This is a genomic window from Candidatus Margulisiibacteriota bacterium, from assembly GCA_041650855.1.
Taxonomy (GTDB): domain Bacteria; phylum Margulisbacteria; class WOR-1; order O2-12-FULL-45-9; family XYB2-FULL-48-7; genus JALOPZ01.
Map to the genome: position 1 here is coordinate 445,254 of JBAZKJ010000002.1, position 25,594 is coordinate 470,847.

Here is a 25,594-nt window from a genome sequence, read left to right on the forward strand (position 1 = left end):
AGGGCGAACAATGAACTATTCTATCGTCGTGCCGGTCTATAATTCGCAGGCGACGCTGGACGAACTGCATCGCCGTTTGACGCAGGTCATGTCGGCGGCGGCCCAGGGTTCGTTCGAGATCATCTATGTCGACGATTCCTCCCGCGACGGTTCCTGGCCGGCGCTGGCTGAGATCTGCCGGGTCGACGGCCGGGCGCGGGCGCTGCAGCTGATGAGGAATTCCGGCCAGCACGCCGCGCTGATGTGCGGTTTGCAGCAAGCGGCGGGCGACTTTGTCATTACCCTGGACGACGACCTGCAGCATCCGCCGGAAGAGATCCCCAAGCTGATCGCCGCCCTGGCGGCCGAACCGGCGCTCGATGCGGTCATGGCCGTGCCAGCCGATAAAAAGCAGGCGGTCTGGCGGAACCTGGGGAGCGGGCTGGCGAACCGGGTCGTTACTTTTGTCCTTAACAAGCCGCGGACGATGGGCTTTTCCAGCTTCATCATCATGACCGGGGCGCTGAGAAGCGCGGTCGTGGCTTTTGCCGGCCGAGATACCACGATCGCGGCGCTGATCTGCCTGATCAGCGACCGGGTCGGGAATGTCGTGGTCCGGCACGAGCCGCGGCGGGTTGGCCGATCCAATTATTCCCTGCTCAAGCTGATCGGCCTGACCCTGACCTTCATTTTTAATTTTACCACCATTCCTTTGCGGCTGATGGTCTACCTGGGAATGGCGACGGCGGGGCTGGCGTTCTGCCTGCTGCTTTTGACCGTTTACCAAAAGCTGACCGGCGCTATTACCGTCCCCGGTTTTGCCACGACGACGATCATGATCAGTTTCTTTGCCGGCGTCATTCTTTGCTCGATCGGCCTGATCGGCGAGTACCTGATGCGGATGATCGGTTATCTGAACGCGCCTCAGCGCTACCAGGTCAGGCAAATGACGAAAAGAACTTGATGAGAGTCGCGGTCATCCAATCCAATTACCTCCCCTGGAAAGGTTATTTTGACATCATCAACGACGTCGACCTCTTTGTCTTTTATGACGACGTGCAGTTCACCCGGAACGACTGGCGGAACCGGAACCGCATCAAGACGCCGAACGGGCTAAAGTGGCTTACCGTCCCTTGCGGCCCGGATATTTCCCGGTTGATCCACGAGGTTCGGCTCGATTCGTCCAAGTGGCAGGAGAAGCATTTTAACCAGATAGCCGAGGCCTATAAACAATCACCGTATTTTGCGCGGTACGAGCCGTTCTGGCGCCAGATCTACCGGGAAAAAACCTGGCAAAGCCTGTCGGAACTGAACCAGACCCTGGTCCGGCGGATAATGGGCGAGCTGCTCGGCGTGACCAGGCAATACGCCGATTCCCGCCAATACGAATTGACCGGGCGGGGGGCGCCCAGGCTGTTAAGCTTGCTGCAGCAAGTTGGCGCGACCTCTTACGTGACCGGGCCGTCGGCCGCTAATTACCTGAACGAGCAAATGTTCCGGGAGCGGGGGATCGAGCTGATCTGGAAAGACTACAACGGTTACCCGGAGTATCCGCAGCTGTACCGGCCGTTCGAACAGCAGGTCTCGATCATCGATCTGCTTTTTAATACCGGGCCGGCAGCGCCGCAATATATTTGGGGCTGGAGAAGCAAATGAACGGCTTGGCGACCCAAGAAAGCATAAGATTGTCGGCCGACCGGGAGAATACGGCAACCGCACAGACCACGCCCTGGGACGCTAAAGTCTTCGGGTTCAATACCGGGATGATCGCCGACCTGGCGATCGCGTCGGAGGATGGCGGCCGTCGCTTGCTCGGGGCGATCGATGACTGGGCGGCGGCCAAAGCGCTGAAATGCGTGACAGTCACGGTCGCGATCGGCGACCTGAGGGCGATTCATCTGCTGGAAGCGGCCGGGTTTCACTATTACGAAACGAAAATCAGCCCGACCGTTAAGCTCGACGGTTACGAGATCGACGAAAACGCGCTCCTGCCGTTGCGCCCGGCCGGACCGGGCGACCAGGCAGCGATCGAACAGATCGCCCTGCGCTCGATCAGCCACGGGCATTTCCATCATGATCCGAATCTGGGCGCCGGCCTTGCCTCGGACCGCTACCGGGAATGGGCCCGCAACCTGATCAACGAGGGGACGAACGACATTTTTGTTCTGGATGATGATCAGGGCGGGATCAGGGCATTTATGATCTGCCGGCGCGCTAAAGATACCGTGGAGTTCGTGCTGGGGGGATTTGCCGAGGAAAACCACACCGGGGGGTTGGGATACGGTTTCTGCCTGACCGTGTTGCAGACCATGAAAGCCAGAGGACTGAAAAAGGTGGTAACGACGATCGCCTTGAGCAATCTGCCGGTGCTCTCGCTCTATTCCAGATTGCGGTTCAAGCTGATCAGGCCGGAAGTTACCTTAAGGAAATGGTACCAAGCATGAGAACGGCCGATTACCGTCCCGAAGAGATCTCTTTATTGTCGCGCCACCGCCGTTTATTCTGGTTCACGGCCAGGAACCGGTTGATCGGCGCAAAGATCGCCGGTTACGCGGGCGGCGCCAAACAGGCGAAAAAGATCCTGGAGCTGGGTGCCGGTTCCGGCAACATCGCCCGTTATCTGCGGCAGTCCGGCTGGCGAGTCGATGCGTCCGATTGTTACCGCGAGTCGCTCCCTTTCTTGCAACAAGCGGCCGAGCGTTCTTTTCTTTTCGACCTGATCAGCGACCCGGTCCCCGGCGAACTGCGCCGGCAGTATGACCTGGTGATCATGGGGGACGTGATCGAACATTTGTCCGAACCGGTGCCGGCGCTGAATAAAGCCGCTGGATTCTTGCGGCCCGGAGGCTTTATAATCGTAACCGTGCCGGCTTTAAAGAGGCTCTGGAGCCGCTACGACGAGGAGAGCGGCCATAAGAAACGGTACACGCCGGAGGAATTAAAACGGGAACTGACGGCGGGCGGTTATCAAGTGAAGGAGATCGCCTATTTTCTGTTCGTGCCGGCGCTCATTATTTTTGTCCTGCGGCGTTTTGCCAGCGGCGATGAGGCCTCGGTCCCCGGCTGGGCCAATGCCTTGCTGGGACTGGTCTGCCGGTTGGAAGCGGTCATCGGCCGGGCAGTGCGGTTCCCATTCGGCAGTTCCTTGATCGCGGTCGCGGAGGCGGCATGAAAAAGATCCCGTTCAATAAACCCTATCTGACCGGCGGCGAACTTGACAACGTTAAGCAAGCTTACCGTTTGGGCTGGGTGTCCGGCGACGGCAAGTTCACCAAGCTCTGCCAGCGCCGGCTGGAGCGGAACATCGGCTGCCGCCGCGCCATGCTGACCACTTCGGCGACCACCGCGCTGGAAATGGCGGCGCTGCTTTGCGGGATCAAGCCGGGCGACGAGGTGCTGCTGCCTTCTTACACTTTCGTCTCCACCGCCAACGCTTTTGTTTTGCGCGGGGCAAAGCCGGTCTTTGTTGATATCCGGGAAGACACCCTGAACATCGACGAACGGTTGATCGGCCAGCGGATAAGCCGCAAAAGCCGGGCGCTCTGCGTGGTCCATTATGCCGGTGTCGCTTGTGAAATGGCGCCGATCGTCCGGCAGGCAGCCGCCGGTAAACTGGCGCTGATCGAGGACGCCGCCCAGGCGATCGGGTCCAAATACCGCGGCCGCCCGCTGGGGACGTTCGGTCAGCTGGCCGCGCTCAGTTTCCATGAAACGAAGAACATTATCTGCGGCGAGGGCGGCGCATTGTTGATCAACGACCGCCGCCACATTTTACGGGCGGAGATCATCCGGGAAAAAGGAACCAACCGGAACCAGTTCTACAGGGGAGAAGTCGACAAATACAGCTGGGTCGATATCGGTTCGTCGTATCTCCCTTCCGATATCCTGGCCGCTTTTCTTTACGCCCAATTGGAAAAGCAGGCGGATATCCAGCGGCGCAGAAAGAAGATCTACGACCGCTATCGGGCCGGGCTGGCGGACCTGGCCGAGGCCGGGAAGGTCCGGTTGCCGTTCGTGCCGGCCCACTGCCAGCAGAATTACCATATGTTCTATATTATGTTGCCGTCGCGGAAGCTCAGGGACCGGGTCATGTCCCGCCTCAAGAAACGGGGGATCGACGCGATCTTCCATTACGTCCCGCTCCACCTGTCGCCCATGGGGCGCAAGTTCGCTTACCAAAAGGGCGATCTGCCGGTGACCGAAAGCGCCGCCGCGCGCCTGCTTCGTCTCCCATTTTATAATACCTTGAGCGCGGCTGACCAGGCATATGTCATAGATAACCTGCGGCAGGTGGTCAGGGAGGAATGTTAATGAATAAAACCCTGTCGCTGCTGATCCTGATCTGCTTGATCTTTGCGGCCGTTGCCTCTTTTCGCCTTGACCTGCGGGTCGTAACGGACGAGTCCTGGCTCTGTGTCCCGGCCTATTCTCTGCTCAGCAGCGGGGTTCCCAAAATGACGATCTTCCGGGGCGCGGATGACGGCAGCGACCGGCTCGACCTGGGTTCTCCGCTGCAGGGACCGCTCCTGGCTGCGACCTTTAAGGTGTTTGGCTTTGGTTTGGAGCAGGGGAGAGCGTTATCGCTGTTGTTCGGCCTCCTGGCCATTCTGGGCACTTTTCTCCTGGCACGCCAGTTGTACGATGACCGGGTAGCATTGGCGGCGGCCGCGCTGATCGCCGCCGACAACTTCTTTTTTCTGGCCGCGCGGACGATCCGGGGCGAGATCTTCCTGACCGCTTTTCTGCTCTTCTCCGTCTATTTTCTGCTTTCCGGTTTTCGCCGCGGCGGCAGCCTCCGTTTCCTGCTTTCCGGCGTATTTGCCGGCTTGGCGTTCCTTGCTCATCCGAACGCCATTATCGGCCTGGCCGCGCTTTTTTTCATCATGCTGGCTGAAAATGGCCGGGCGGTGTTCACCAGGCGTTCGAGCTGGCTATGCCTGGCCGGGGCCGTTATCGCGATCCTCCCGTATGCCATTTTTGTTCTGGTCCTGACGTATCCCGACAAGTTTTATTTTATTACCGGGCAATATCTGGTCGGCAGCCGGATGGGGCCGGTCTTTGGCCCCGGCTGGTTATGGCACAGCCTGCGCGGCGAATTATTTGACCGCTATGCCGATCTGATCGCTTTCCCTTATCGCTTTCATGTTTTTATGACCGCGATCGCGGCGTTGGCCTATACCCTAGCCAACAGGAAAAAAGCCGACCGATTTTTACTGATCATGGTCGTGACCTGGCTGGTTCTCCTCTGGCTGATCATTGTCAACAAAACCGCCCGCTACACCACCGCCTTTGCCCCTTATCTCTGGATCCTGGTGGCGGCGGTCTTGATCAGAGCGGCCGAAAAAGGGCGGGAGCTTGTCCGCTGGGGAGCGTTCGGTCTGATCGGGCTGCTGGTCGCCAGCCAGCTGGCCGGGAACTTGCTTTTCTTCCGGCTGTACGCCGGTTCCGGCTATCGGCAGCTGGCGGCGCGGATCAGGCGGATCGTGCCGCCGGCTGCCGCGATCTACGGCCCGACCACTTACTGGCTGGCGCTTTACGACCATGTGTATTACGGCAGCGAAAAAGTCCCTTTTACCAAGGCCCGCAGCCGGTTCCGGCCGCAAGTCTACATCATTGGCGCCCGGGAATTCTCCGAGGGGCGGGAATACCATGGGTTGAGCAGGCGGCGAGCATTGCAGGCCGAGATAAAAGACTACCTGGATAAGAACGGCCGGCTGATCGGACAGCTCAACAACGCTTTTTACGGCAAACTCCGCTTCTACGCCGTTGATTGACGGGCGGCAGGGCGATTAATTATTCCTTGCTGTTATGCTATAATATATAGGTGAAGCACCTCGACGAACTAGAGAACCGGTCCGTTTACCTGCTGCGCGAAGCCTACAGCGAATTCAAGCAACTGTGCATGCTCTGGTCGATCGGCAAGGACAGCACCGTCCTGCTCTGGTTGGCCCGCAAGGCGTTTTTCGGCCACGTGCCGATCCCCCTGGTCCACATCGATACCGCCCATAAGATCCCGGAGATGATCGTTTACCGGGATAAATTGGCGCGGGAGTGGAAACTGGACATGATCTTCGGCCAGAACCGGCCGGCGCTGGAAGAGGGGAAGACCTTTCCGGCCGGCAAGGCCAGCCGCCTGGAATGCTGCAAGGTCCTTAAAACCGACGCGCTGACCAACACCATCAACGGGACGGCGCCGCGTTACCGCCTCAACCACGATACCGGCCGGTACGAGCTGGACCGGGAACCGGAACCGTTCACCGGCGTGATCGTCGGCGTCCGGGCGGACGAAGAGGGGAGCCGCTCCAAAGAGCGTTATTTTTCCGCCCGCGACCAGCGCAACGTCTGGGAGATCGCGGAGCAGCCGCCGGAGTTCTGGAACCAGTACAAGACCGACTTTGCCCCCGGTACGCACGTCCGGATCCACCCGCTGCTCGACTGGACCGAGCTCGACGTTTGGGAATACATCGCCAAGGAAAAGATCCCGACAGTCGACCTCTATTACGACCGGGGCGACGGCACCCGTTACCGCTCGCTCGGCTGCGCCCCCTGCACCAAGCCGATCAAGTCGACCGCCCGGAACGTCGCGGAAGTGATCGCCGAGCTTAAGACGGGCAAACTGGCGAACATCGCCGAACGCGCGGGCCGCGCCCAGGACCTGGAAGATGGCGGCGGGCTGGAAGAGCTGCGCAAAGGCGGGTACATGTGAGCGCGCCCGCCAAAGAAAAAGAAAAAATGAGCATTGTGATCGTCGGCCACGTCGATCACGGCAAGAGCACGATCATCGGCCGCCTGCTGGCCGATACCAATTCGCTGCCGGAAGGGAAGCTGGCGCAGGTCAAGGAAAAGTGCCGGCGCAATGCCCGCCCGTTCGAGTACGCTTTCCTGCTCGACGCGCTGAAAGAAGAGCAGGCGCAGGGGATCACCATCGACGCGGCCCGCTGCTTTTTCCAGACCGCCCGCCGCAAATACCAGATCATCGACGCGCCGGGGCACATTGAGTTCCTGCGCAACATGGTGACCGGCGCGGCCAAGGCCGACGCCGCTCTCCTGGTGATCGACGCGGCGGAAGGGGTCAAGGAGAATTCCAAGCGGCACGGTTACATGCTTTCCCTGCTCGGGATCAAGCAGGTCGCCGTTTTGATCAATAAAATGGACCTGGTCGAATACAGCCAAAAAGTATTTGACCGGATCGTCCGCGAATACCGCGACTACCTGGCGAAGATCGGGTTGGAGCCGGTCGCTTTTCTCCCGGTCAGCGGCATGGCCGGCGACAACATCGCCGGCGCTTCGACCTCGACCGGCTGGTTCCGGGGGAAGACCGTGCTGGCGACGCTCGACGACCTGCAGGCCGCCAAATTACCGGAAGACAAGCCGTTCCGCCTGCCGGTCCAGGCCGTTTATAAGTTCACGCGCGACGGTGATAACCGGCGGATCATCGCCGGCACGATCGTCGCCGGGACGGTCCGCCCCGGCGCGGAGATCGTCTTTTTCCCGTCGGGCAAGAAGAGCGTCGTCGCTGCGCTGGAAGCGTTCAACGAACCGGAGCGCCGGAGCGCCCGGGTCGGCCAGGCGGTCGGCCTGACGCTGACGGAGCAGATCTACGTGCGGCGCGGCGAGCTGGCCGTTCTGGCCGGCGAAACCAAACCGCAGACCGCCACTCGCCTGAAGACCCGGCTTTTCTGGCTCGGCCGGGAGCCGCTCGTTAGCGGCAAGCAATATCTGCTCAAGACCGGTAACGCCAAGGTCGGCGCGCAACTGGAGCAGGTCAATAAGGTGATGGACGCGTCGACGCTGGCGGTCATTCAGCGGGAGAGGGTCGAACGGCACGAGATCGCCGAATGCGTCTTGAAGCTTGACCAGGCGGTCGCGCTCGACAAGGCGGCGGACCTGGTGGAGACGGGGCGCTTCGTCCTGATCGACGACTATGAGATCGCCGGCGGCGGGCTGATCGAGGATACCCTGCCGGACGAGCAGCAGGACCTGCGGGAAAAGGTCATGCTGCGCAACTACAAGTGGGAAAAGAGCGAGATCGCCGCCGAGTCCCGGGCGGAGAAATACAGCCAGCGTTCCGCCCTGATCCTGATCACCGGCCGGAAAGATTCCGGCAAGAAAGCGGTCGCCCGGGAGCTGGAGAAACGGTTGTTCGACGAGGGGAAGCTGGTTTATTTCCTCGGCATCGGCAACGTCCTCTACGGGGTCGACGCCGACATCAAGGGGAAACATCCGAACGAGCGGTTCGAGCATCTGCGCCGCCTGGCGGAGGTCTCGCACCTGATGCTCGACGCTGGCGTGATCCTGATCGTCACCGCGCTCGACTTGACGCCGAGCGACCTGGAGATCATTAAAACGGTCATCAGCACCGACCGGAGCAGCATCGTTTGGGTCGGAGCGGGGTTGCCGGATGACCTGGCGATCGATCTTCACCTGCCGCCGGACGAGCCGGTCGAACAAGCCGCCAGCCAGATCAAAGAACTGTTGCAGGAACAAGGAGCGATCTTTCGCCCATGAACGGCCGAAACCTGACCTGGCATCACGGTAAAGTCAACGCCGCCGAACGCGGGCGCGGTCTTGTCGTCTGGTTTACCGGGCTATCCGGTTCCGGCAAATCGACGATCGCCGTAGAGGTCGAGAAAATGCTGCACGACGCCGGGAAGCCGGCGTTTCGGCTCGACGGCGACAATGTCCGGCACGGCTTGAATTCCGATCTCGGTTTTTCCGCCGCCGACCGGGCGGAAAATATCCGCCGGGTCGCGGAAGTGGCGGCGCTTTTTCGGGAAGCTGGGCTGATCACGCTCGTCTCTTTCATCACCCCTTATGAAAAACTGCGCCGGTTGGTCAAAGAGAAGGTCGGCGCAGAAAATATGATCATGGTTTATGTCAAGGCGAGCGTAGAGGTTTGTGCGCAACGGGACCCGAAACGCCTATATCGGAAAGCTCAGAACGGCGAAGTCTCTGATTTTACTGGGGTTTCCGCCCCGTACGAAGAGCCGGAAAGGCCGGACCTGGTCCTTGATACCGAAAAGTTGAGCGTGGCGGAGGTGGCGGCCCTGGTCATAGACGCGATAAACAAACGCCTGACCGCCTCAATATGATCTTACCGAACTTTATTTGCATCGGCGCGCAGCGGGCGGGGACAACCTGGCTTCACCGGATGCTTTTGAGTCACCCGGGTATCTACCTGCCGGCGCAAAAAGAACTGCACTATTTCGACGAAAAACCGGATTTTAGCGATTATCAGGGATTGGGGAAGAAATGGATGGGAAAACGGCCTTATTACGATATGAACGATCGCGCGGATTGGTTGTGGTATCAAGAACAATTTAAAGCCGGCTGGGACCACAAAATACGAGGAGAAATAACCCCATTTTATGCTACTTTATCTGATCAAAGAGTTGCTTGTATGGCTGATAAGCTGTCAGCGCTTAAGCTTATTTATATTATTAGAAATCCGATAAAAAGGGCCTGGTCAAATTTCCGTTATCTTTGTTTGAAGGAAGGGATAGGATCGCCCAGCGAGCTTGATGGGCAGGCCATGTGCGATACGATCATGCATCCGCAACAACTAAGACATGGAGAGTATCGTCGGAATATCACTATTTACGAGAGCCACTTCCAACCGGATCGGATCCTTTACCTTTTCTATGATGATATTGTGCAAAAGCCAGCCGAGGTGATCAGTCAGGTCTATTCATATTTGGGAGCAGCCAATATTAGTTTGCCGGTCGAACTGATGAAGACAAAGATCAACAGCGCGCCAAGCGGAGAGATGCCGGCCGGGATCGCCGCTGAATTAGCGGCGTATTATGCAGAGCAGTTTGCTTTTGTTCAAGATAAATTCAAGCGCGGATTGGAACATTAAAATGAATATTTTAGGTTTTTTTCGTCGATCCATATTGGGCTGTCCGCGCAATGAAAATGAGGGGAAGGTGGACCGTTCCGAATGGAAACAGGCCCGGACCAGGTTGATCCCGGATGTCCGACCCGAGATCGTCCCTTCCTTCAGTATTAATAAGAGCGATAAGATCTATACGGTTGGCAGCTGTTTCGCGCGTAACATCGAGGAACACCTAAAGCGTTACGGCTTTAATGTCCCGATGTTGCTGTTCCGCGCACCACGCGAAGAAATGGGGCCGACGATACGGCCGAACGGTATCCTGAATAAATTTTCTCCGGATACTATCTTTCAGGAGCTGAAATGGTGCGAGCAAGTGATGTTGTCGGGGGGCAGGGTCCAGCCCGCTTTACTGGAACCCCTATTATATGCTCTGGCCGATGGTCGAGCGATCGATCTGCACCTTGGCGGGTATGTGCCGGTCACGAAAGAGCGGGCGCTGGCGCGCCGGCAGGAGATCTACGATGTTGTGGCCCAGGCTTTTTCTGCACAAGTTGCGGTCATCACGCTAGGATTGGTTGAGGTCTGGTTTGATAAAAAGACCGGCTTGTTCATCCAGAGGTATCCGCACGATAAAATAGCGGGGGAACAGGAACGATTTGTTTTTGTCCGCTTAAGTTACGATCAGTGCCGGGATTATCTGCAGAATACTATCTCACTGATCAGAAAATACAGCCCGCAGTGCAAGTTCCTGGTCACCACCTCGCCGGTCCCGCTCAAGAAGACCTTTACGGACGATGATGTGATTGTAGCGAACACTTATTCCAAGTCGGTCTTGCGAGCAGTTTGCGGGGAAATAGTGAGCAATAACCCTTTTGTGGATTATTTCCCGGCCTACGAGTGTGTCGTGCTGGCCGGTGATCGGCAAGCCTATGAAAAGAACCTGCGTAATGTTACCGATGAAACAGTTAATAAAATAGTCGGCTACCTGGCGGAGAAGTACTTTGCCTGAAACAGCCCTGCGGATAGGCCTGTTTTATCCCGCCGGGCTGCCGGACAGCAGCCGGATCTATATCGACGCGCTGGCGCCGGAACTGACCAAAGCCGGTTGCGCGCTGGTCCCTTTTGCCGGCCCGGTGCTGCCGGCTGGCGTTGACCTCTACTGGCAGCCGAGCGCCGGGCGGAACGGGCCAAGCGAAATATTTAAGAACGCCGCGGCGCCGCTGGTCGTTACTTTCCACGGAGCGGCGAACCTGGCGCTGCCGCTGCGCGACTGTTACGGCCCGGGTTGGCGCCAACAGCTTAAGGGCTATTTTGCCCGCCGGGAAACCAGGTTAGGCTGGCGCCGGGGAGCAGGGCTGATCTCGGCAGTGATCGCCGTTTCGGAATACGCTAAAAAAGAGGCCGAACGGTATCTCGGCCTGCCGGAGAAGTTAATTACCGCCATTTATCATGGCGTCGATCACCAGCTCTTTCGTCCCGTCGATAATACGGCCGGGCGCGGACGCTGTCTTCTTCACGTTTCCGCTTACCAGCCGAAAAAGAACCTTGAACGGTTGATCGCCGCTTATGAACGGCTGCCGGCCGGTGAGCGGCCGCCGCTTAAGATCGTGGCGCTCGGTTATCGGCCGGGGCAAGTGCCGGCCGGGGTCGAGATCGTCAGCCAGCCGCTGGGGCGGAGCGAGGTAGCCGGGCTTTATCAGAACGCGCTGGCGCTGGTTTTCCCCTCGCTGCACGAAACGTTCGGCTTGCCGATCGTCGAAGCAATGGCCTGCGGCTGTCCGGTGATCACGGCCAACAATACCGCTTGCGCCGAAGTCGCCGGCGCCGCCGCGCTCCTCATCGACCCGCGCTCGATCAACGAGATCGCCGGAGCGATGAAAAATATCGCGGCTGATCGGCCGCTGCGTCTTGCCCTGAGGGCAAAAGGGCTGGAACGCGCGGCGCAGTTCGCTTGGCAGAAAAGCGCCGGGGAACACGCGGCCCTTTTTCGCTTGAGGGCCGGGCGATGATCATCACCGACAAGTTCGTCTTTCTCCATTTTCCCAAGACCGGCGGCCTGTTCGTGGCCGGCGCGCTGAAGAAATTAAGCGAGCGGAGCGGGGGGCGCTGCACTTGCCGCGAACTGCTCCTGCCGAACCTGAAGCGGATCGACGGCGCGGGCGTCAATAACGTCCACGGCACCTGCGAACAGATCCCGGCCGAGGACCGGCCCAAGCCGATCGTCAGCTGTATTCGCAATCCCTTTGATCGCTACGTTTCCACCTACGAGTTCCGTAACTGGGTGCAGCAGCCGGCGCGGTTCCTGCCCGAGATCAAGGAGCGCTTTCCGCGTTTTCCCGACCTCACTTTTGCGGAATACGTCGAGTTCATCAATATTTACGATATCAGGAGCCGGACCGACCATGAGCTTTTAACGGCGGACATCGGGATGATCAGCTACGCCTTTATCCAGTTCTTTGCCCGCGATCCGCGGCGGGCCATCCGCGAGCTGGGCGAGGCCGATCTTGGCCTGGCCGCGGTCACTTTTCTGCGCACGGAAGACCTTAATCGCCAGCTCTACGAATACCTGCAAAAAATGGATTATAATGACGAGGATATTCGTTTTATTCTGGCCGAAGAACGGAGCAACGCGACGCCGGCGCGGCAGGGGAAGGCCGGCTGGCGGCAGTATTACGACCGAAAGCTGTACGAGCAGGTCAGACAGAAAGAGAGTCTTCTCTTTAAGCTATTTCCGGAGTATGACCAACCGCTGACATGAGCAAGCAACAGGCGATAATCGTTTTAGGGATGCACCGGAGCGGAACATCCGCTTTTGCCGGTACCCTGTCGCTTTTGGGCTGCGACCTGGGGAAGAACATCATGACCCCGCTGGCGGAGAACGAGCGGGGTTTTTACGAGAACGAGAGCGTTTACCAGGTGAACGAACGGATCCTGAAAAAGCTCGGTTCCGCCTGGGATAGCCCGTTCCCCCTGCCGGACAGATGGTGGGAAAGCGAGACGCTGGCCGACTGCCGGCAAGCGCTCCGGGCAGTGATCCAGAGCGAATTCAGCGGCGCCGGGTTGTTCGTGATCAAGGACCCCCGCATTTGCCTGCTCCTGCCGCTCTGGCTGGAAGCGCTGGCTGAACTGGCGATTGAGCCGCTGTTCATTATCCCGCTTCGCCATCCGCTGGAGGTCTTCGGCTCGCTGCAAAAAAGGAACGGTTTTTCGCCGGCCAAGTCCGCCGCGCTCTGGCTGAACTACATGCTGGAAGCGGAACTGCGCAGCCGCGGCTGCCGCCGGGTCATGGTCTCGTTCAACGACCTGCTGGCAGACCCGTCCGGCACGATCAGCGCGTTGGCCGCGCAATTTGGGCTGGAATTCCCCAACGAACTGACGGGCGCGCTGGGCGGGGTCAGGCGGTTCCTGGAACCGAGCCTGAAGCACCATGACGAACGTTCGCAAAGTACCGACGCCGGCGATCTCCCTTATGTTACCGCGTCTTACCGGGCGCTGCTGGCCATGGCGCGGCCGGACAGCACCGGCGGAACAGAGGCCGTGCTGGATGGGATCAGGGCTGAATATGCCGCCGCCCGCGCCGAATTCTATTTTCCGGAACTGGCGGAAGCGGTCAGCGACTTGAGAAAAGAGGTCATTGCCCAGAGAAACAAGGTCGGGGAGATGGAGCTGTTGACGCATTCTCTCTCGTGGCGGCTGACGGGCCCGGCTCGTTCCGCTAAACAGGGGTTGTCTCGCTTAGCGCGTTTAGCCCTCCGTTTGGTCCGCTGGGGGATCGGTGCCGCGCGCCGGGTTATGGAGCCGAAACCGGGCCTGGCGTTAGGCTCGGCAGTGCAGCAGGCGCTGGCCGCCAGGGTGTCTTTGGCGGAGATCGGCCGTCAGCCGCTGGAGTTCGCCGCCGCGGATAAACCGCGGGTCTCGATCATTATCCCGGTCCATAATAAGCTGGAATACACTTTTAACTGTTTGCGGGCCATCAAGGAGCGGACCGACGAGCGGCTCGGTTACGAGATCATCATGGTGGACGATGCTTCCACCGACCAGACCGCGGCGGTGCTGGCCACGGTCAAGGGCCTGCGCGTGCTGCGCAACCAAAGCAACCGGGGATATTTGTATTCCTGCAACCTGGCGGCGGAGCACGCGGCCGGCGAATATCTGCTCTTTTTGAACAACGACACCTTGGTCTTGCCGGGATGGTTGGACCGGCTGCTGAAAACCTTTGCTACTTATCCGGCTGCCGGTCTGGTCGGCGCCAAGTTCCTCTCTCCCGACGGCCGTTTGCTGGAGGCGGGGGGGATCGTCTGGCGCGACGGCTCGGCCGCGAACTACGGCCGGGGGGACGATCCCGGACGGCCGGAATACAATTACGCTCGGGAAGTTGATTACTGCTCCGGGGCTTGCGTCATGCTGCCGCGCGCTCTTTTTCTCGCGGTCGGCAAGTACGACGTTAATTACAGTCCGGCTTATTACGAAGATGTCGATCTTGCGTTCAAGGTCCGGAGCGCCGGCAAGAAGGTCTATTACCAGCCGAACGCGGAGATCGTCCATTTCGAAGGGGTTTCCTGCGGCACGGACACGGCCGCCGGCGTCAAACGTTATCAGCTCCTGAACCGGGAAAAATTCGTCGTGAAATGGCGGGCCGCTCTGGCGCGCCATGGCGAACCCGGTTCCCCGCTTGAGCGGGAAAGGGATCGCGCGGTCGCGCAGCGGCTGTTAGTGATCGACGAGACGGTCTGTCTGCCGGACCAGGATGCCGGCTCGCTCCGGATGTGGCACCTCCTGAAGCTAGCCGGGGAGCTGGGATACAAGATATCTTTTTTCCCGCATAACCGCTATTATCCGGCCGATTATGTCAGGGCGCTGAATGATCTGGGGGTAGAAGTGCTGGCGGAAAGGTACAACGGCCGGTTAGCCGGCTATTTGCGGCAGTACGGACCGGCCTTTGACGTCGTGCTGCTCAGCCGGGTCAGCGTAGCGGAGCACTACATCGATCTGGTCCGGGAATATTGCAGCCGGGCGCGGATCATCTTTGACACGGTCGATCTCCATTACCTGCGCGAAACGCGGGGGGCGGAGCTGAGCGGCGATCCGGAACGCCGGCGCCTGGCGGGATCGCTCAAACAGCGGGAGCTGGGGGTCGCGCTCAGGGCCGATGTGACCCTGGTCGTCAGCCGCCATGAGCAAGAGCTGATCGAGCGGGAGGGGCTGGGGATCCGAGTTGAGGTCGTTCCGACGATCCAGGAAGTCGTCGGCCGGGGCGCGCCTTTCGGCGAGCGCCGCGACCTCTTTTTCGTCGGCGGATTTCGCCACGCGCCAAACCTGGACGCCATGCTCTATTTTCTTAAAGAGGTCTGGCCGCTGGTCAGCGGGAAGCTGCCCGGCGTCAAACTGTTCGTTATCGGCGGTAATCCCCCGCCGGAGCTGCTCGCCCTAGCTGCGGAGCGGGTGATCATCGCCGGCCAGGTGCCCGATATCGCTCCGTATCTCGAGCGCTGCCGGTTGTCGGTCGCGCCGCTCCGTTTCGGGGCGGGGGTCAAGGGGAAGATCAACCTGAGCATGGCTTACGGCGTGCCGGTGGTCGCTACGCCGCTTGCCGCCGAAGGGATGAACCTGACGCCGGGCGAGGACGTGCTGACCGCGGAAAGGCCGGCCGAGTTTGCCGCCGCGGTCACCCGTTTGTACAACGACGAACTGCTTTGGCACAGGTTGTCGCAAGGCGGTCTGGAGAATGTCCGGCGGCATTTTTCCCCGGAAGCGGCGCGCCAAGCAGTGGCCGCCGTGCTGCGGAATGTTAACGCCGGAGCGGCCGAAGGAGAAGGCGCGTCCGGCGCCGGAACAGCCGCCAGGCTGATCGCTTTTTTCCTGCCGCAGTTCCACCCGATCCCGGAGAACGACAAATGGTGGGGTGAGGGATTTACGGAGTGGCGCAACGTGATGAATGCCCGGCCGCTCTTTCCGCGGCACGCCCAGCCCAAGACGCCGACCGACCTCGGTTTTTACGATCTGCGCGTGCCGGAAGTCCGAGAAAAGCAAGCCGCGCTGGCGAAACAATACGGACTGGAAGGGTTTTGCTACTGGCACTACTGGTTCAACGGCAAACTCTTGCTGGAGCGGCCGGTACTGGAAATGATCTCGTCGGGCAAACCGGACCTGCCGTTCTGCCTGGCCTGGGCGAACGAGCCGTGGTCGCGGCGCTGGACCGGCGAAAATCTCGACGTCCTGCAGGAGCAGGCGTACGGCGGCGACGATGACGGCCGGCGCCATTTTGCCTGGCTGCTCCCGGCGCTGCGCGATCCGCGCGCGATCAAGATCGACGGGAAGCCGGTCTTTTTGATCTACCGGGCGGACCAGATACCGGAGATCAAGCGGCTGATCGCCTTATGGCGGGAACTGGCCAGGGAGAGCGGTTTGCCCGGGCTTTACCTGATCTCGATCGAAACGACCGGTACTTACGGCGTCGATCCCCGCCGCTGGGGGTTTGACGCGGCGGTCGAGTTCCAGCCAAACTGGCGGAAATGCGGCGCGGTGCTTAACGAACGGCGCTCCTGGCTGGAGAGACTGTCCGCTAAATTTAAGCGGTTTTTATTCGGCGTCCAGGTTTGGGATTACCGGCGGATCTGGCCTTACATGCTGCGTCGCCAGGAGCGATCGTATCCGTACTATCCCGGTGTCTTTCCGCGCTGGGACAATACGCCGCGCAAAGGGCGCGACGGCCTGGTCGTAGAGCACTCGTCACCGGCACAGTACGGCAGCTGGTTGAAAGCGACGATCGCCGGTCTGGCGGACCGGACACCGGACAAGCGGATCGTTTTCATCAACGCCTGGAACGAATGGGCGGAGGGGAACTATCTGGAGCCGGACCGGCGCTACGGCCACGCTTACCTGGAAGAGACGCGGCGGGCCAATACGGGAGAGGCCGGGTCAAAGCCTATTCTGCCGGCTACGCATCTAAAGCCGACCTTCCTGATAATCGGGACGCAAAAAGGGGGGACGCACGCGCTTTTCCACTATCTGCCGCAGCATCCGCTGATCGTGCCGGCGCTGAAAAAAGAGGTCTGTTATTTCTGCGACGGTAATAATTTGGCGAAGGGGGATTCCTGGTATCATGAGCACTTTCCGCTGGTCACTTCCGCCAATCGGGACGCTTTGACCTTTGAGGCGTCGGTCGGCTACCTTTGCAACCCCAAAGCCGCCGAAAGGATCCGGCAATATAATCCCGAGATGAAGTTGATCATGGTTTTGCGCGATCCGGTCGAGCGGGTTTTTTCCCAATGGAATATGTACCACAACTTTATCGGGCATGGAGAACACGCTGAACTGGCTGAACAGCGCGATTTCGACCGGGTTGTTCGCGACGAACTGGACGCGATCGGGCAGGGTGCGCCTATCCCCCGCTCACGGCCGGACCGGGTTTACCTGCCGATGGGTTTGTATCTGGAACAGATCGAGAACTATCTGAAATATTTTCCCCGGCAGCAGCTGTTGATCCTGGAAAGCGGGCGGCTGCGGCGGGAACGGACCCGGGTCCTGGACGAGATAGTTGAATTCCTGGGCTTGCCGAAATGTAAATGGAATGAAAAGCTGCTGACCGACCGCCAACAGGGGAAGTACCGGCAGGCCAAGATCGACCCGGCAACGGCCAAAATGCTGGCGGAATTTTACCGGCCTTATAACGAAGCGTTATTCAATTTCTTGGGGGGAAGATACGATTGGCAATGATCTTGAACGGCCAGGTGGCGGCCCTTCTGGCCTTATGGGACAGGGTGGTGAAGCAGTTCCTAAACCGAAACAGGTTTAAATGGTTGCCGCGTAATATCTCCCGACAATCCGCCTGGTCGTAAAAACGTTCCTTGGCGTACTCGTAGAGCTCGATATCGTAAGAATTGTTCCGGCGAATGGTCTTGATTATTTCGTCCGATATTTCGTTTAGCTTGGGCCGGGCGTTCGTGGCATTCAATTTGACATAATTAACGTGTTCCAGCTTTAGTCTCTTCTGCAGTAACAGCAGGGAAAGGTCGAATTCCTCGGTCAGACCGTAACACAGGTAATCGTTCAGCAGACGGTCTTTTGCCAGTTCCAAGTCTTCTTTGCCGATTATTTTTTTCGGGTCGATGCCGGCAATATGCTTGATCTGTTGATTGAAATGATATTTTTGCTGGCAGAACGTTTCAAGATTGATGTCGCCAAAAAGGGGGTTCCTTTTCCGTAAATAATAATACAGCGATAAAACGCGATTGACCGGCTCTCTTAGCATGGTGTAGTAAGTGCAGGGGCGGGAAAAGCGCTGGTGCAGGCCGTAGTTAAAATGGCCGTTCAGGAACATAATAGCATCGACCTCTGCTTGCTGTAGCGCGTAAAAGTCATCGACAGTATGATTGTGGGGATCAATCGTGTAAATCGAGCGCGACGGAAAATGCCGGCATAAAACTTCGCGCAGCGTGACGCCACCGGTTTTATGGATATGGACAAAGATCAGCGGTTTGCTGTTGCCAAGATGACCTGCGTTGGCCTCAGGTGTGCGAGCGAACATTTATGGTATTATTGTATTATAATAATGAATAAAGCTCAAACCCTCATAAAGGAAGGTTGCCGATACTTACCATGGATGATCAGCCGATAAGACTTTACCTTGATCTTTTAAAGAAAGCCTTGGCCTATACTCTCTGGCCGGAGCCGCCGCATCCGGTGGATGAATACATCCAATTTCGGCTGCCGCTGAAGCAGAAAATCGTTGCCTGGCTCTATCGGCTCCTGTCGGCGCTTGACCGGGATATCCGGGTGGTCAGAGACATCAAAGTGGCCCCGGAAGCGCGGGCGGAGGGGCGTTTCTGGCCGGCCTATGCCGATACGATGATCGGGCTTAAACGGCTGGATAACTTGCAAGCTTGCGTGGAAACGGTCATCAAAGAAAAGATCGAAGGCGACTTGATCGAGACCGGCGTTTGGCGGGGCGGGGCGTGCATCTTTATGCGGGGAATATTGGCGGCCTACGGCGTGACCGACCGGACCGTCTTTGTCGCTGATTCATTCCAGGGATTGCCTGAACCGGACAGTGCCGAGCATCCTTTGGATAAAGAGGACAATCTTCATTCAGTTGAATATCTGAAAGTATCTAAAGCCGCGGTAATGAACAACTTCCGCCGTTACGGCTTGCTGGACGACCAGGTCGCGTTCATTGCAGGGTGGTTCAAGGACACCCTGAACGATCCCCGGCTGAAAAAACTGGCCTTGATCCGGCTTGACGGCGACATGTACGGCTCGACGATCGAAGCGCTCGATGCCCTGTATCCCAAACTTTCGCGCGGCGGCTTCTGTATTATTGACGACTATGGGGCACTCGAACCGTGCCGCCGGGCCGTGGACGATTATCGGTCGGCGCGAGGGATAACAGCGGAACTGATCAAGATCGATTGGACCGGCTGCTATTGGAGGAAAGAATAAATGGACAACGAACAAATAACCCGCGCTTACCATGAGTGGTATTACGATAACAAGGTCTGGCAAGCGACCAACTTTCTGGGCGTCGACTGCCTCAAATCGGTCAGCGACATGTGGAACTACCAGGAGATACTTTTCCGGCTGAAGCCGTCGCTCCTCGTCGAGTTCGGCACGCATCACGGCGGCTCAGCGCTCTATTTTTCCACGATCCTGCGGGCGATCAACGAGCGATCCAGGGTGCTGACGGTGGATATCACCATTGATGAGGCGACCGGAAAGCGGCTCCGCCGGCACAAACATATCCAGACCATGACCTGCTCGTCGACCGACCCGCGGGTGGCCAAAGAGATCCTTGCCCTGCGCCGGAAGTTCCCGGGGCCGGCCTTTTTTATCCTGGACAGCGACCACTCGCAAACGCACGTGCTGGCGGAAATGGAGTCGCTCCGGCCGGTGACGCGGGCGGGGGATTATCTCGTTGTGGAGGACGGCAATATTAACGGACATCCGGTCTTGCCGGACTTCGGTCCCGGGCCGCTGGAAGCGATCAGGGTATACTTCGGCAAATATCCGGGCGACTATGAGCACGACTCCGCGGCGGAAAAAAAGTTCGGTTTCACTTTCGCGCCGGAAGGCTTTTTGGTGAGGCGCTAAGATGGCACGCCTTTTGCCCGCGCCGGCCCGGCCGCAGCTTTACGCCGATTATACTTGCGACCTGCCGGCGATGTACTTTATTGAACCGACCAATGCCTGCAATTTGCATTGCCCTTTTTGCGCGACCGGCAGCGGCCAAAACGAGCGGCCGAAAGGTTTCATGAAATTGGCCGATTATCGCCTGATCCTGGATAAGATCGCTCCGGTCGCTACCTTTATCAATATGTTCAATCAGGGGGAGCCGCTGCTCAACCGGGAGATAATCCCGATGATCGAGCTGACCGCGGCTAAGGGGATAACCAGCTATTTGAGCACCAACCTGTCGCTGCCCGATCTCGACTTTGAAGCGCTGGCCCGCTCGGGCTTGTCGGTCATGCGGGTAGCGCTTGACGGCGCCAGCCGGGAAACTTACGGCCGTTATCGCCGCGGCGGCGATTTTGATCTCGTCCTGCGAAATATAGCCGGGATCCAGGCGGCTAAGTCCCGTCTCGGCTTAAAAACGCCGCTGGTGGTCTGGAACTATTTGGTCAATTGCTACAACGAGTATGAGCAGGAAGCGGCCAGGGCGATGGCCGGAGAATTGGGGGTGCAGATCGATTTTCAACCGATGCTTCTCTACGATCCGGAGTGGCGGTCGTCGCTTCATCGGGCGGGGATCGTTTCGGACTGCGTCCAAAGGACCGACCCGGCGGCGTTCGCCCGGGCGGATCGGTCGCTGCCGATCGCCGTAGAGGACGTTCTGCTTCAGCCCGCTCTTTACAACCGCTTTTGCGGATACGTTTTCCGGGCGATGTTCGTGCAATGGAACGGCGACGTTTATCCCTGCTGCGACGTCAACGGACCGGAAGGCAAGGTCGGCAATTTATTGACGGATGATCTGGTCACGATCTGGAACGGCCCGGGCTATCGCCGCTGCCGGGAATACCTGTATAATTATGGCGAAAAGAAAACGCCCGATTGCGTTTGTTCGTCCAGCGATTGCCTGATCAGGAGGAAAAATGTCGGTTAAAGGATCCCTCGAATGACGTTCAGTATTGAACGATACGCCGGGCTTTTCCGGCAGCCGGAGACGATCCAGGCCGATTCGACCTGGAACGAACACCTGCCGTTCGCCTTTTTCCTGGTCGAACTGCTGCGGCCCGCCAACTATGTCGAGCTTGGCGTGTTTAGGGGCGGTTCCTACAATGTTTTTTGCCAGGCGGTCAAAGAACAAAAGACCGGAACGAAATGCTACGGGATAGACACGTGGGAAGGAGATCTCCATAACGGCGCTTATGATCTTTCGGTTTATAACAAGCTGACTGACTACCAGCGGAAAAATTACGCCGGCTTCTCGACCTTGCTGAAAATGCCGTTCGACGAAGCGCTGGCCCGGTTCCCCGACGGCTCGATCGACCTCCTCCATATCGACGGGTATCACACGTATGAGGCGGTCAAACACGACTATGAATCGTGGTTCCCCAAGATGAGCAAGCAAGGGGTAATGCTCTTCCACGATACCCAGATCCGGCGGATGGATTTTGGCGTCTATAAACTTTGGGGGGAAATAGCGCCGCGCTATCCGTCGCTGGAATTCGAGCACGGTTGCGGCCTCGGCGTACTGGCGGTGGGGCCGGAAGTGAGCGCGGAGTTTCGGGGATTTCTCTCCGCCGCCCGGCAGAACGGTTTCTTTGCTTTGCTTTTTGCCGCGGCCGGAAGAGCGGCCACGCTGGTCCCGACCTTGTGGGAAAAAGAGCGGGTACTAACGCAAATAAACGAAGCGTTAACGCAGCTTGAAGCGGAACGAAAACAGATTGGCCGGACCGTTGAAGAGCAGCGAAAATTGCTCGGACGCCGGGAAGAGCAACTCCGGCAGATCGTCGAGTCGCCCAACTGGCGCCTGGCGGTCAAGCTGTCGAAACTGAGCCGGCTGATCGCCCCGCCGGGAACGGCGCGGGAAAAGCTCAAGAAATATCTGGCCGGGAAATTGGCCGGCCGATGACCGAACTCGCCCGGCTGATCGCTTTTTACCTGCCGCAATTCTACCCGGTCCCGGAGAACGACGCCTGGTGGGGCGAGGGCTTTACCGAATGGACCAATGTCAAGAAAGCCGAGTCCCGCTACCCGGGGCACTATCAGCCGCGGGTGCCGGCGGAGCTCGGTTACTACGACCTCCGCTCGGCGCAGGTGCGGGAGAACCAAGCCCAACTGGCAAGGGAGTACGGGATATACGGTTTTTGCTATTACCATTACTGGACGATGGGGAAGATGATGCTGGCATTGCCGCTCCGGGAAATGCTCGCTTCCGGGAAACCGGACTTCCCTTTTTGCCTTTGCTGGGGGAACCATAACTGGACCCGCCGCTGGGACGGCCTGGAGGAGGAAATGCTGCTCAAGCAGGAATACTCCCCGGCCGACGATCTCAACCATATTAATTATTTATTACCGATCTTCGCGGACCGGCGTTATATCCGGGTGGACGGCAAGCCGCTGTTTGCGGTGCATTTGGCCCAGTGTTTGCCCGACCCGGAGCGGACGGCTGCCGTTTGGCGTGGGGCGGCGGCCGGGGCGGGATTGCCTGGCCTTTACCTGGTCAACGTGGAGAATAATTTCGGCGGCAACGGTTACGGGCTGGTCAAGGGGTTTGACGCGACGATCGAGTTCGCGCCCGACGCGCGTTCGGTTGGGCAGCCGCTGTTCGGTCAGGACCTTACCAGGAAAGGTTACGCGGATAACCGGGTCTTTTATTACGATACCGTTGTCCGGAACATGCTGAATAAGCCGGACGTCGGTTACAAACGGTTCCGGGGCGTTTTTCCCGGCTGGGATAACAGCGCGCGGCGGCGCAATATACCGGCGCATATTTACCATGGCAGCACCCCCGCCAAATACCGCGAGTTCCTGGAAAAGATGTTGCAAAATACCTGCCGGACGTTTTCTGGTGAGGAACGGCTCCTTTTTGTCAACGCCTGGAACGAATGGGGCGAGGGCTGCTATCTCGAGCCGGACCGGAAATTCGGCCGGGCCTATCTGGAGGCGACCCGGGACGCTTTAACCGGCACGGCAGAAAAGACGATCGCCGTGTCGGTCGTGATCCCGCATTACAACAAGGCCTCGTTGCTCGACCGCTGCCTGGAGACGCTTTGCGCGCAGGCGGCCGATTTTGATTTTGAGATCATCGTCGTCGATAACGCTTCGACCGACGGGAGCGCGGCGCTGGTCCGGGGCAAATATCCGGCGGTCAGGTATATCGTCCTGGACAAGAACCACCTGTTCGCCCGCGCCTGCAACGAAGGGATCAAGGTCGCGCGGGGGCGCTATATCGCTTTGCTGAACAACGACACCGAGGTCGATCGGCATTGGTTGGCTGCGTTGAAGACGGCGCTTGATAACGACCCGGAAGCCGGTTTTTGCGCGTCGCGGGTCTATTTTGCCGATGACCGCGTCAAGATCGACACCGCCGGCGACAGTTACACCATCGCCGGCACGCCGCATAAGATCGGGCACGGGGTCAGGACGCCGGGTGCTTACGCGCAGCGGCGCTACGTTTTCGGCGCGTCGGCTTCTTCCTCGATCTACCGGCGGGAGTTGTTCGAGCGGGTCGGTTTGCTCGATGAAGACCTGTTTTTCAGCCATGAAGACGTCGATCTCAGCTTTCGCGCCCAGCTGGCGGGGTATAAGTGCCTTTACGTGCCGGAAGCGATCGTCTACCACAAAGTTTCCGCCACGATCGGCCAATTGAGCGCCAATTACGTCTATTTGAGCCAGCGGAACGTCGAATACGTCTATTTCAAGAATATGCCGACCCGCCTGCTGGCCAAGTACGCGGCGCTGCATTTTATCTTTAACCTGGGGGCGCTGGTCTACGCTATCCGGCAGCGGCGGCTCTTCAGCTACCTGCGGGCCAAGACCGTTTTTCTCTCCCGCCTCGGCGTGATCCTCCGCAAACGCCGGGAGATCCAGCGCGGCCGCCTGGTGCCGGATTCGTACATCGCTTCCATCTTGCAGAAGAGCTGGTTCCGGCTGAAACTGAAGAAGGCGCTGTCCTGAAACTGGCTTGACAAAATAACCGCTTAACCATATAATCCCTACAGGATAAGTAGGGATATGAAACTTACCACCAAAAGCGAATACTCGATCCTCGCCCTGATCCACCTGGCGCGCCGGGCTAAAAAGGGGTTCACCACCACCGAAGAAGTCTGCGCCAAATACTCCCTGCCGCACAAATACCTGGAACAGCTGTTCGTGGTGCTCAAGAACAACCATTTTATTAAGAGCAAGAGAGGGAAAGAGGGGGGCTATCGCCTGGCCCGGCCCGCCGGGCAGATCAAGATCGCCGCGGTGATCCGCCTGATGGACGGCGCGCTGGCGCCGGTCGAATCGGTCAGCAAGTATTTTTACGCCCGTTCGCCGCTCGAAAAGGAGCGCAAGATCATTGCCGTCTTCCGCGAGATCCGCGATTATGTCGCCCGGCGGATGGAAAAATTGACCCTGGCCGAATTAATATAGGTAAAGGAGAGGTAAGAAGATGAAAAACCGTGTTATTGGTCTCTTGGCCCTGTCCCTGGTCCTGTTCGCCGCCGTTCCCGCCCGCGCCGTCAACGTTGATGAGCTGTTGCTCGATCAATTAGTGGCGCAAGGGGTGGTCAGCGCGGAGACGGCGGCGGCGCTCCGGGCCGACGCCGCGCTCAAGACCTACGACGAAAAGGCGCTGGTGACCGCGTTCCCGGTCAACGGCAAGAGCAAGATCAATGTCAGCGGCACGATGCAGGTCCTGTACGGCGCCGATGAAACTGCCAATGTTGCCGACAACCTCAAGGTCAGGCGGGCGCGGCTCGATTTCAAGGGTGACGTTTCCCGGCAGGTCGGTTACGAACTGCAGATCGACGCGGTCCAGCCGTACCGGACCGTGGTCGAAACCGTCACCCAGACCGGCACCGGCGCGGTGACCAGCAAGACGACCCGGGTCATTAACCGGCCGATCATCCTGGACGCCTATGTCGTTTATTACCTGCTCGAGGGCCTCGATCTCAAGGCGGGACAGATCAAGGTGCCGTTCGGCCGCGAGAACCTGGAATCGGACGCCAAGCTCGACACGATCAACCGTTCGCAGGTGACGGAACGGCTCGTTCCCGACCGGGACAACGGTTCGCAGGGGCGGGACCTGGGAGCGCAGCTCGGCGGCGCCCTCGATCTTGGCGGCGACGAGAAAGTCTTTGAATACGCGGTCGGCGCGTTCAACGGGAGCGGCTTGATCTATGACGAAGATAACGAAAGAAAAGACCTGTGCGGCCGGCTGGTTTATTATCCTTTCCCCGGGGCGTCGCTCGGCCTGGCCCGTTATGAGGGCTGGACCGGGACCACAGAGGCCACCAAGCTCCGGGCCGGGTTGGAAGCAACTCTGGCGCTCGGTAAAACGTTCTTTAAGGGGGAATACATTACCGGCAAGGACGGCTCGACCGACAAGCTTGGCTGGTACGCGCTGGCCGGCGTCAAGGTGCGGCCTGACCTGGAGCTGGTCTACCGGCTGGACAGTTACGATTCGAACACGGCGCTGGCCGGCGACCGGAGCAATATCGCGACCTGCGGCCTGAACTGGTATCTCAACAAAATGGCGAAGGTCCAGGCGAACTACGAGATCAAGGCGGAAGAGACCGTCCAGGTCAAGAACAACGCGCTCTCCGTCCAGGCGACGGTCACTTTCTAAAGGGAGGA

General features: G+C 58.8%; 22 protein-coding genes. 21 read left to right on the top strand and 1 reads right to left on the bottom strand.

Going from position 1 to position 25,594, the window contains the following annotated elements:
• Nucleotides 1-10 precede the first annotated feature (10 nt).
• From WC529_07055 to WC529_07120, 14 genes are all read left to right on the top strand, one after another.
• Nucleotides 11-943 (top strand): glycosyltransferase family 2 protein, encoded by a 933-nt coding sequence (locus tag WC529_07055; protein MFA5114032.1) that lies wholly within the window; start codon nt 11-13, stop codon nt 941-943.
• Nucleotides 943-1,635 (top strand): WbqC family protein, encoded by a 693-nt coding sequence (locus tag WC529_07060; protein ID MFA5114033.1) that lies wholly within the window; start codon nt 943-945, stop codon nt 1,633-1,635. The genes WC529_07055 and WC529_07060 overlap by 1 nt, the downstream gene beginning before the upstream one ends.
• Nucleotides 1,632-2,423, top strand: coding sequence for a hypothetical protein (locus WC529_07065; protein MFA5114034.1), 792 nt, complete (start codon nt 1,632-1,634; stop codon nt 2,421-2,423). The genes WC529_07060 and WC529_07065 overlap by 4 nt, the downstream gene beginning before the upstream one ends.
• A complete protein-coding gene (locus WC529_07070; GenBank protein MFA5114035.1) occupies nt 2,420-3,151 on the top strand; it encodes a class I SAM-dependent methyltransferase in 732 nt (243 codons plus the stop codon). The genes WC529_07065 and WC529_07070 overlap by 4 nt, the downstream gene beginning before the upstream one ends.
• On the top strand, nt 3,148-4,290 hold the full coding sequence (rffA, locus tag WC529_07075; protein ID MFA5114036.1) for a dTDP-4-amino-4,6-dideoxygalactose transaminase: 1,143 nt from the start codon (nt 3,148-3,150) through the stop codon (nt 4,288-4,290). Before WC529_07070 ends, rffA begins: the two co-directional genes overlap by 4 nt.
• Nucleotides 4,290-5,753, top strand: coding sequence for a glycosyltransferase family 39 protein (locus WC529_07080; GenBank protein ID MFA5114037.1), 1,464 nt, complete (start codon nt 4,290-4,292; stop codon nt 5,751-5,753). The genes rffA and WC529_07080 overlap by 1 nt, the downstream gene beginning before the upstream one ends.
• A 50-nt stretch (nt 5,754-5,803) precedes the next feature.
• Complete coding sequence (gene cysD / locus WC529_07085; protein ID MFA5114038.1) at nt 5,804-6,685, top strand: sulfate adenylyltransferase subunit CysD; 882 nt, start codon at nt 5,804-5,806, stop codon at nt 6,683-6,685.
• Between the two features lie 26 nt (nt 6,686-6,711).
• Nucleotides 6,712-8,487, top strand: a complete 1,776-nt coding sequence (locus WC529_07090; GenBank protein MFA5114039.1) for a GTP-binding protein — start codon at nt 6,712-6,714, stop codon at nt 8,485-8,487.
• Nucleotides 8,484-9,071, top strand: coding sequence for an adenylyl-sulfate kinase (cysC, locus tag WC529_07095; GenBank protein ID MFA5114040.1), 588 nt, complete (start codon nt 8,484-8,486; stop codon nt 9,069-9,071). The genes WC529_07090 and cysC overlap by 4 nt, the downstream gene beginning before the upstream one ends.
• Entirely contained in the window at nt 9,068-9,838 is a 771-nt protein-coding gene (locus WC529_07100; protein MFA5114041.1) for a sulfotransferase, read from the top strand. Before cysC ends, WC529_07100 begins: the two co-directional genes overlap by 4 nt.
• Before the next feature lie 67 nt (nt 9,839-9,905).
• The gene (locus WC529_07105) at nt 9,906-10,823 is read left to right on the top strand and encodes a GSCFA domain-containing protein (GenBank protein ID MFA5114042.1); all 918 of its coding nucleotides are present in this window, start codon (nt 9,906-9,908) and stop codon (nt 10,821-10,823) included.
• A complete protein-coding gene (locus tag WC529_07110; protein MFA5114043.1) occupies nt 10,816-11,823 on the top strand; it encodes a glycosyltransferase family 1 protein in 1,008 nt (335 codons plus the stop codon). Before WC529_07105 ends, WC529_07110 begins: the two co-directional genes overlap by 8 nt.
• Nucleotides 11,820-12,572, top strand: a complete 753-nt coding sequence (locus tag WC529_07115) for a hypothetical protein (protein ID MFA5114044.1) — start codon at nt 11,820-11,822, stop codon at nt 12,570-12,572. Before WC529_07110 ends, WC529_07115 begins: the two co-directional genes overlap by 4 nt.
• Nucleotides 12,569-17,530 carry a glycoside hydrolase family 99-like domain-containing protein gene (locus tag WC529_07120; protein MFA5114045.1) on the top strand — a complete coding sequence of 1,654 codons (4,962 nt, stop codon included), beginning with the start codon at nt 12,569-12,571 and terminating at the stop codon, nt 17,528-17,530. Before WC529_07115 ends, WC529_07120 begins: the two co-directional genes overlap by 4 nt.
• On the opposite strand, the gene WC529_07125 is transcribed toward WC529_07120, so the two are convergent.
• Complete coding sequence (locus WC529_07125; protein MFA5114046.1) at nt 17,496-18,341, bottom strand: sulfotransferase family 2 domain-containing protein; 846 nt, start codon at nt 18,339-18,341, stop codon at nt 17,496-17,498. The genes WC529_07120 and WC529_07125 overlap by 35 nt on opposite strands.
• Nucleotides 18,342-18,397: 56 nt before the next feature.
• On the opposite strand from WC529_07125, the gene WC529_07130 reads away from it, so the two are divergent.
• The 7 genes from WC529_07130 to WC529_07160 are packed head-to-tail and all read left to right on the top strand — an operon-like array spanning nt 18,398 to nt 25,586.
• Nucleotides 18,398-19,252, top strand: a complete 855-nt coding sequence (locus tag WC529_07130; protein MFA5114047.1) for a TylF/MycF/NovP-related O-methyltransferase — start codon at nt 18,398-18,400, stop codon at nt 19,250-19,252.
• Nucleotides 19,253-19,900, top strand: a complete 648-nt coding sequence (locus tag WC529_07135; GenBank protein MFA5114048.1) for a CmcI family methyltransferase — start codon at nt 19,253-19,255, stop codon at nt 19,898-19,900.
• A 1-nt stretch (nt 19,901) separates the two neighbouring features.
• The gene (locus WC529_07140) at nt 19,902-20,909 is read left to right on the top strand and encodes a radical SAM protein (protein ID MFA5114049.1); all 1,008 of its coding nucleotides are present in this window, start codon (nt 19,902-19,904) and stop codon (nt 20,907-20,909) included.
• Between the two features lie 12 nt (nt 20,910-20,921).
• Nucleotides 20,922-21,881: a class I SAM-dependent methyltransferase gene (locus tag WC529_07145; GenBank protein MFA5114050.1), complete on the top strand. Its 960-nt coding sequence runs from the start codon at nt 20,922-20,924 to the stop codon at nt 21,879-21,881.
• Nucleotides 21,878-23,929: a glycoside hydrolase family 99-like domain-containing protein gene (locus WC529_07150; GenBank protein ID MFA5114051.1), complete on the top strand. Its 2,052-nt coding sequence runs from the start codon at nt 21,878-21,880 to the stop codon at nt 23,927-23,929. The genes WC529_07145 and WC529_07150 overlap by 4 nt, the downstream gene beginning before the upstream one ends.
• A 57-nt stretch (nt 23,930-23,986) precedes the next feature.
• Nucleotides 23,987-24,388 carry an Rrf2 family transcriptional regulator gene (locus WC529_07155; protein ID MFA5114052.1) on the top strand — a complete coding sequence of 134 codons (402 nt, stop codon included), beginning with the start codon at nt 23,987-23,989 and terminating at the stop codon, nt 24,386-24,388.
• Nucleotides 24,389-24,407: 19 nt separating this feature from the next.
• Nucleotides 24,408-25,586: a porin gene (locus tag WC529_07160; GenBank protein ID MFA5114053.1), complete on the top strand. Its 1,179-nt coding sequence runs from the start codon at nt 24,408-24,410 to the stop codon at nt 25,584-25,586.
• Nucleotides 25,587-25,594: the final 8 nt, after the last annotated feature.

Bases quoted from the DNA above. Each gene is read 5' to 3' on its own strand.
- WC529_07065 (MFA5114034.1), top strand. From the start codon at position 1,632: ATGAACGGCTTGGCGACCCAAGAAAGCATAAGATTGTCGGCCGACCGG.
- cysC (MFA5114040.1), top strand. From the start codon at position 8,484: ATGAACGGCCGAAACCTGACCTGGCATCACGGTAAAGTCAACGCCGCC.
- WC529_07140 (MFA5114049.1), top strand. From the start codon at position 19,902: ATGGCACGCCTTTTGCCCGCGCCGGCCCGGCCGCAGCTTTACGCCGAT.
- WC529_07120 (MFA5114045.1), top strand. From the start codon at position 12,569: ATGAGCAAGCAACAGGCGATAATCGTTTTAGGGATGCACCGGAGCGGA.
- WC529_07160 (MFA5114053.1), top strand. From the start codon at position 24,408: ATGAAAAACCGTGTTATTGGTCTCTTGGCCCTGTCCCTGGTCCTGTTC.
- WC529_07115 (MFA5114044.1), top strand. From the start codon at position 11,820: ATGATCATCACCGACAAGTTCGTCTTTCTCCATTTTCCCAAGACCGGC.
- WC529_07060 (MFA5114033.1), top strand. From the start codon at position 943: ATGAGAGTCGCGGTCATCCAATCCAATTACCTCCCCTGGAAAGGTTAT.
- rffA (MFA5114036.1), top strand. From the start codon at position 3,148: ATGAAAAAGATCCCGTTCAATAAACCCTATCTGACCGGCGGCGAACTT.
- WC529_07135 (MFA5114048.1), top strand. From the start codon at position 19,253: ATGGACAACGAACAAATAACCCGCGCTTACCATGAGTGGTATTACGAT.
- WC529_07080 (MFA5114037.1), top strand. From the start codon at position 4,290: ATGAATAAAACCCTGTCGCTGCTGATCCTGATCTGCTTGATCTTTGCG.
- WC529_07155 (MFA5114052.1), top strand. From the start codon at position 23,987: ATGAAACTTACCACCAAAAGCGAATACTCGATCCTCGCCCTGATCCAC.
- WC529_07055 (MFA5114032.1), top strand. From the start codon at position 11: ATGAACTATTCTATCGTCGTGCCGGTCTATAATTCGCAGGCGACGCTG.
- WC529_07090 (MFA5114039.1), top strand. From the start codon at position 6,712: ATGAGCATTGTGATCGTCGGCCACGTCGATCACGGCAAGAGCACGATC.
- WC529_07070 (MFA5114035.1), top strand. From the start codon at position 2,420: ATGAGAACGGCCGATTACCGTCCCGAAGAGATCTCTTTATTGTCGCGC.
- WC529_07125 (MFA5114046.1), bottom strand. From the start codon at position 18,341: ATGTTCGCTCGCACACCTGAGGCCAACGCAGGTCATCTTGGCAACAGC.
- WC529_07150 (MFA5114051.1), top strand. From the start codon at position 21,878: ATGACCGAACTCGCCCGGCTGATCGCTTTTTACCTGCCGCAATTCTAC.
- WC529_07100 (MFA5114041.1), top strand. From the start codon at position 9,068: ATGATCTTACCGAACTTTATTTGCATCGGCGCGCAGCGGGCGGGGACA.
- WC529_07145 (MFA5114050.1), top strand. From the start codon at position 20,922: ATGACGTTCAGTATTGAACGATACGCCGGGCTTTTCCGGCAGCCGGAG.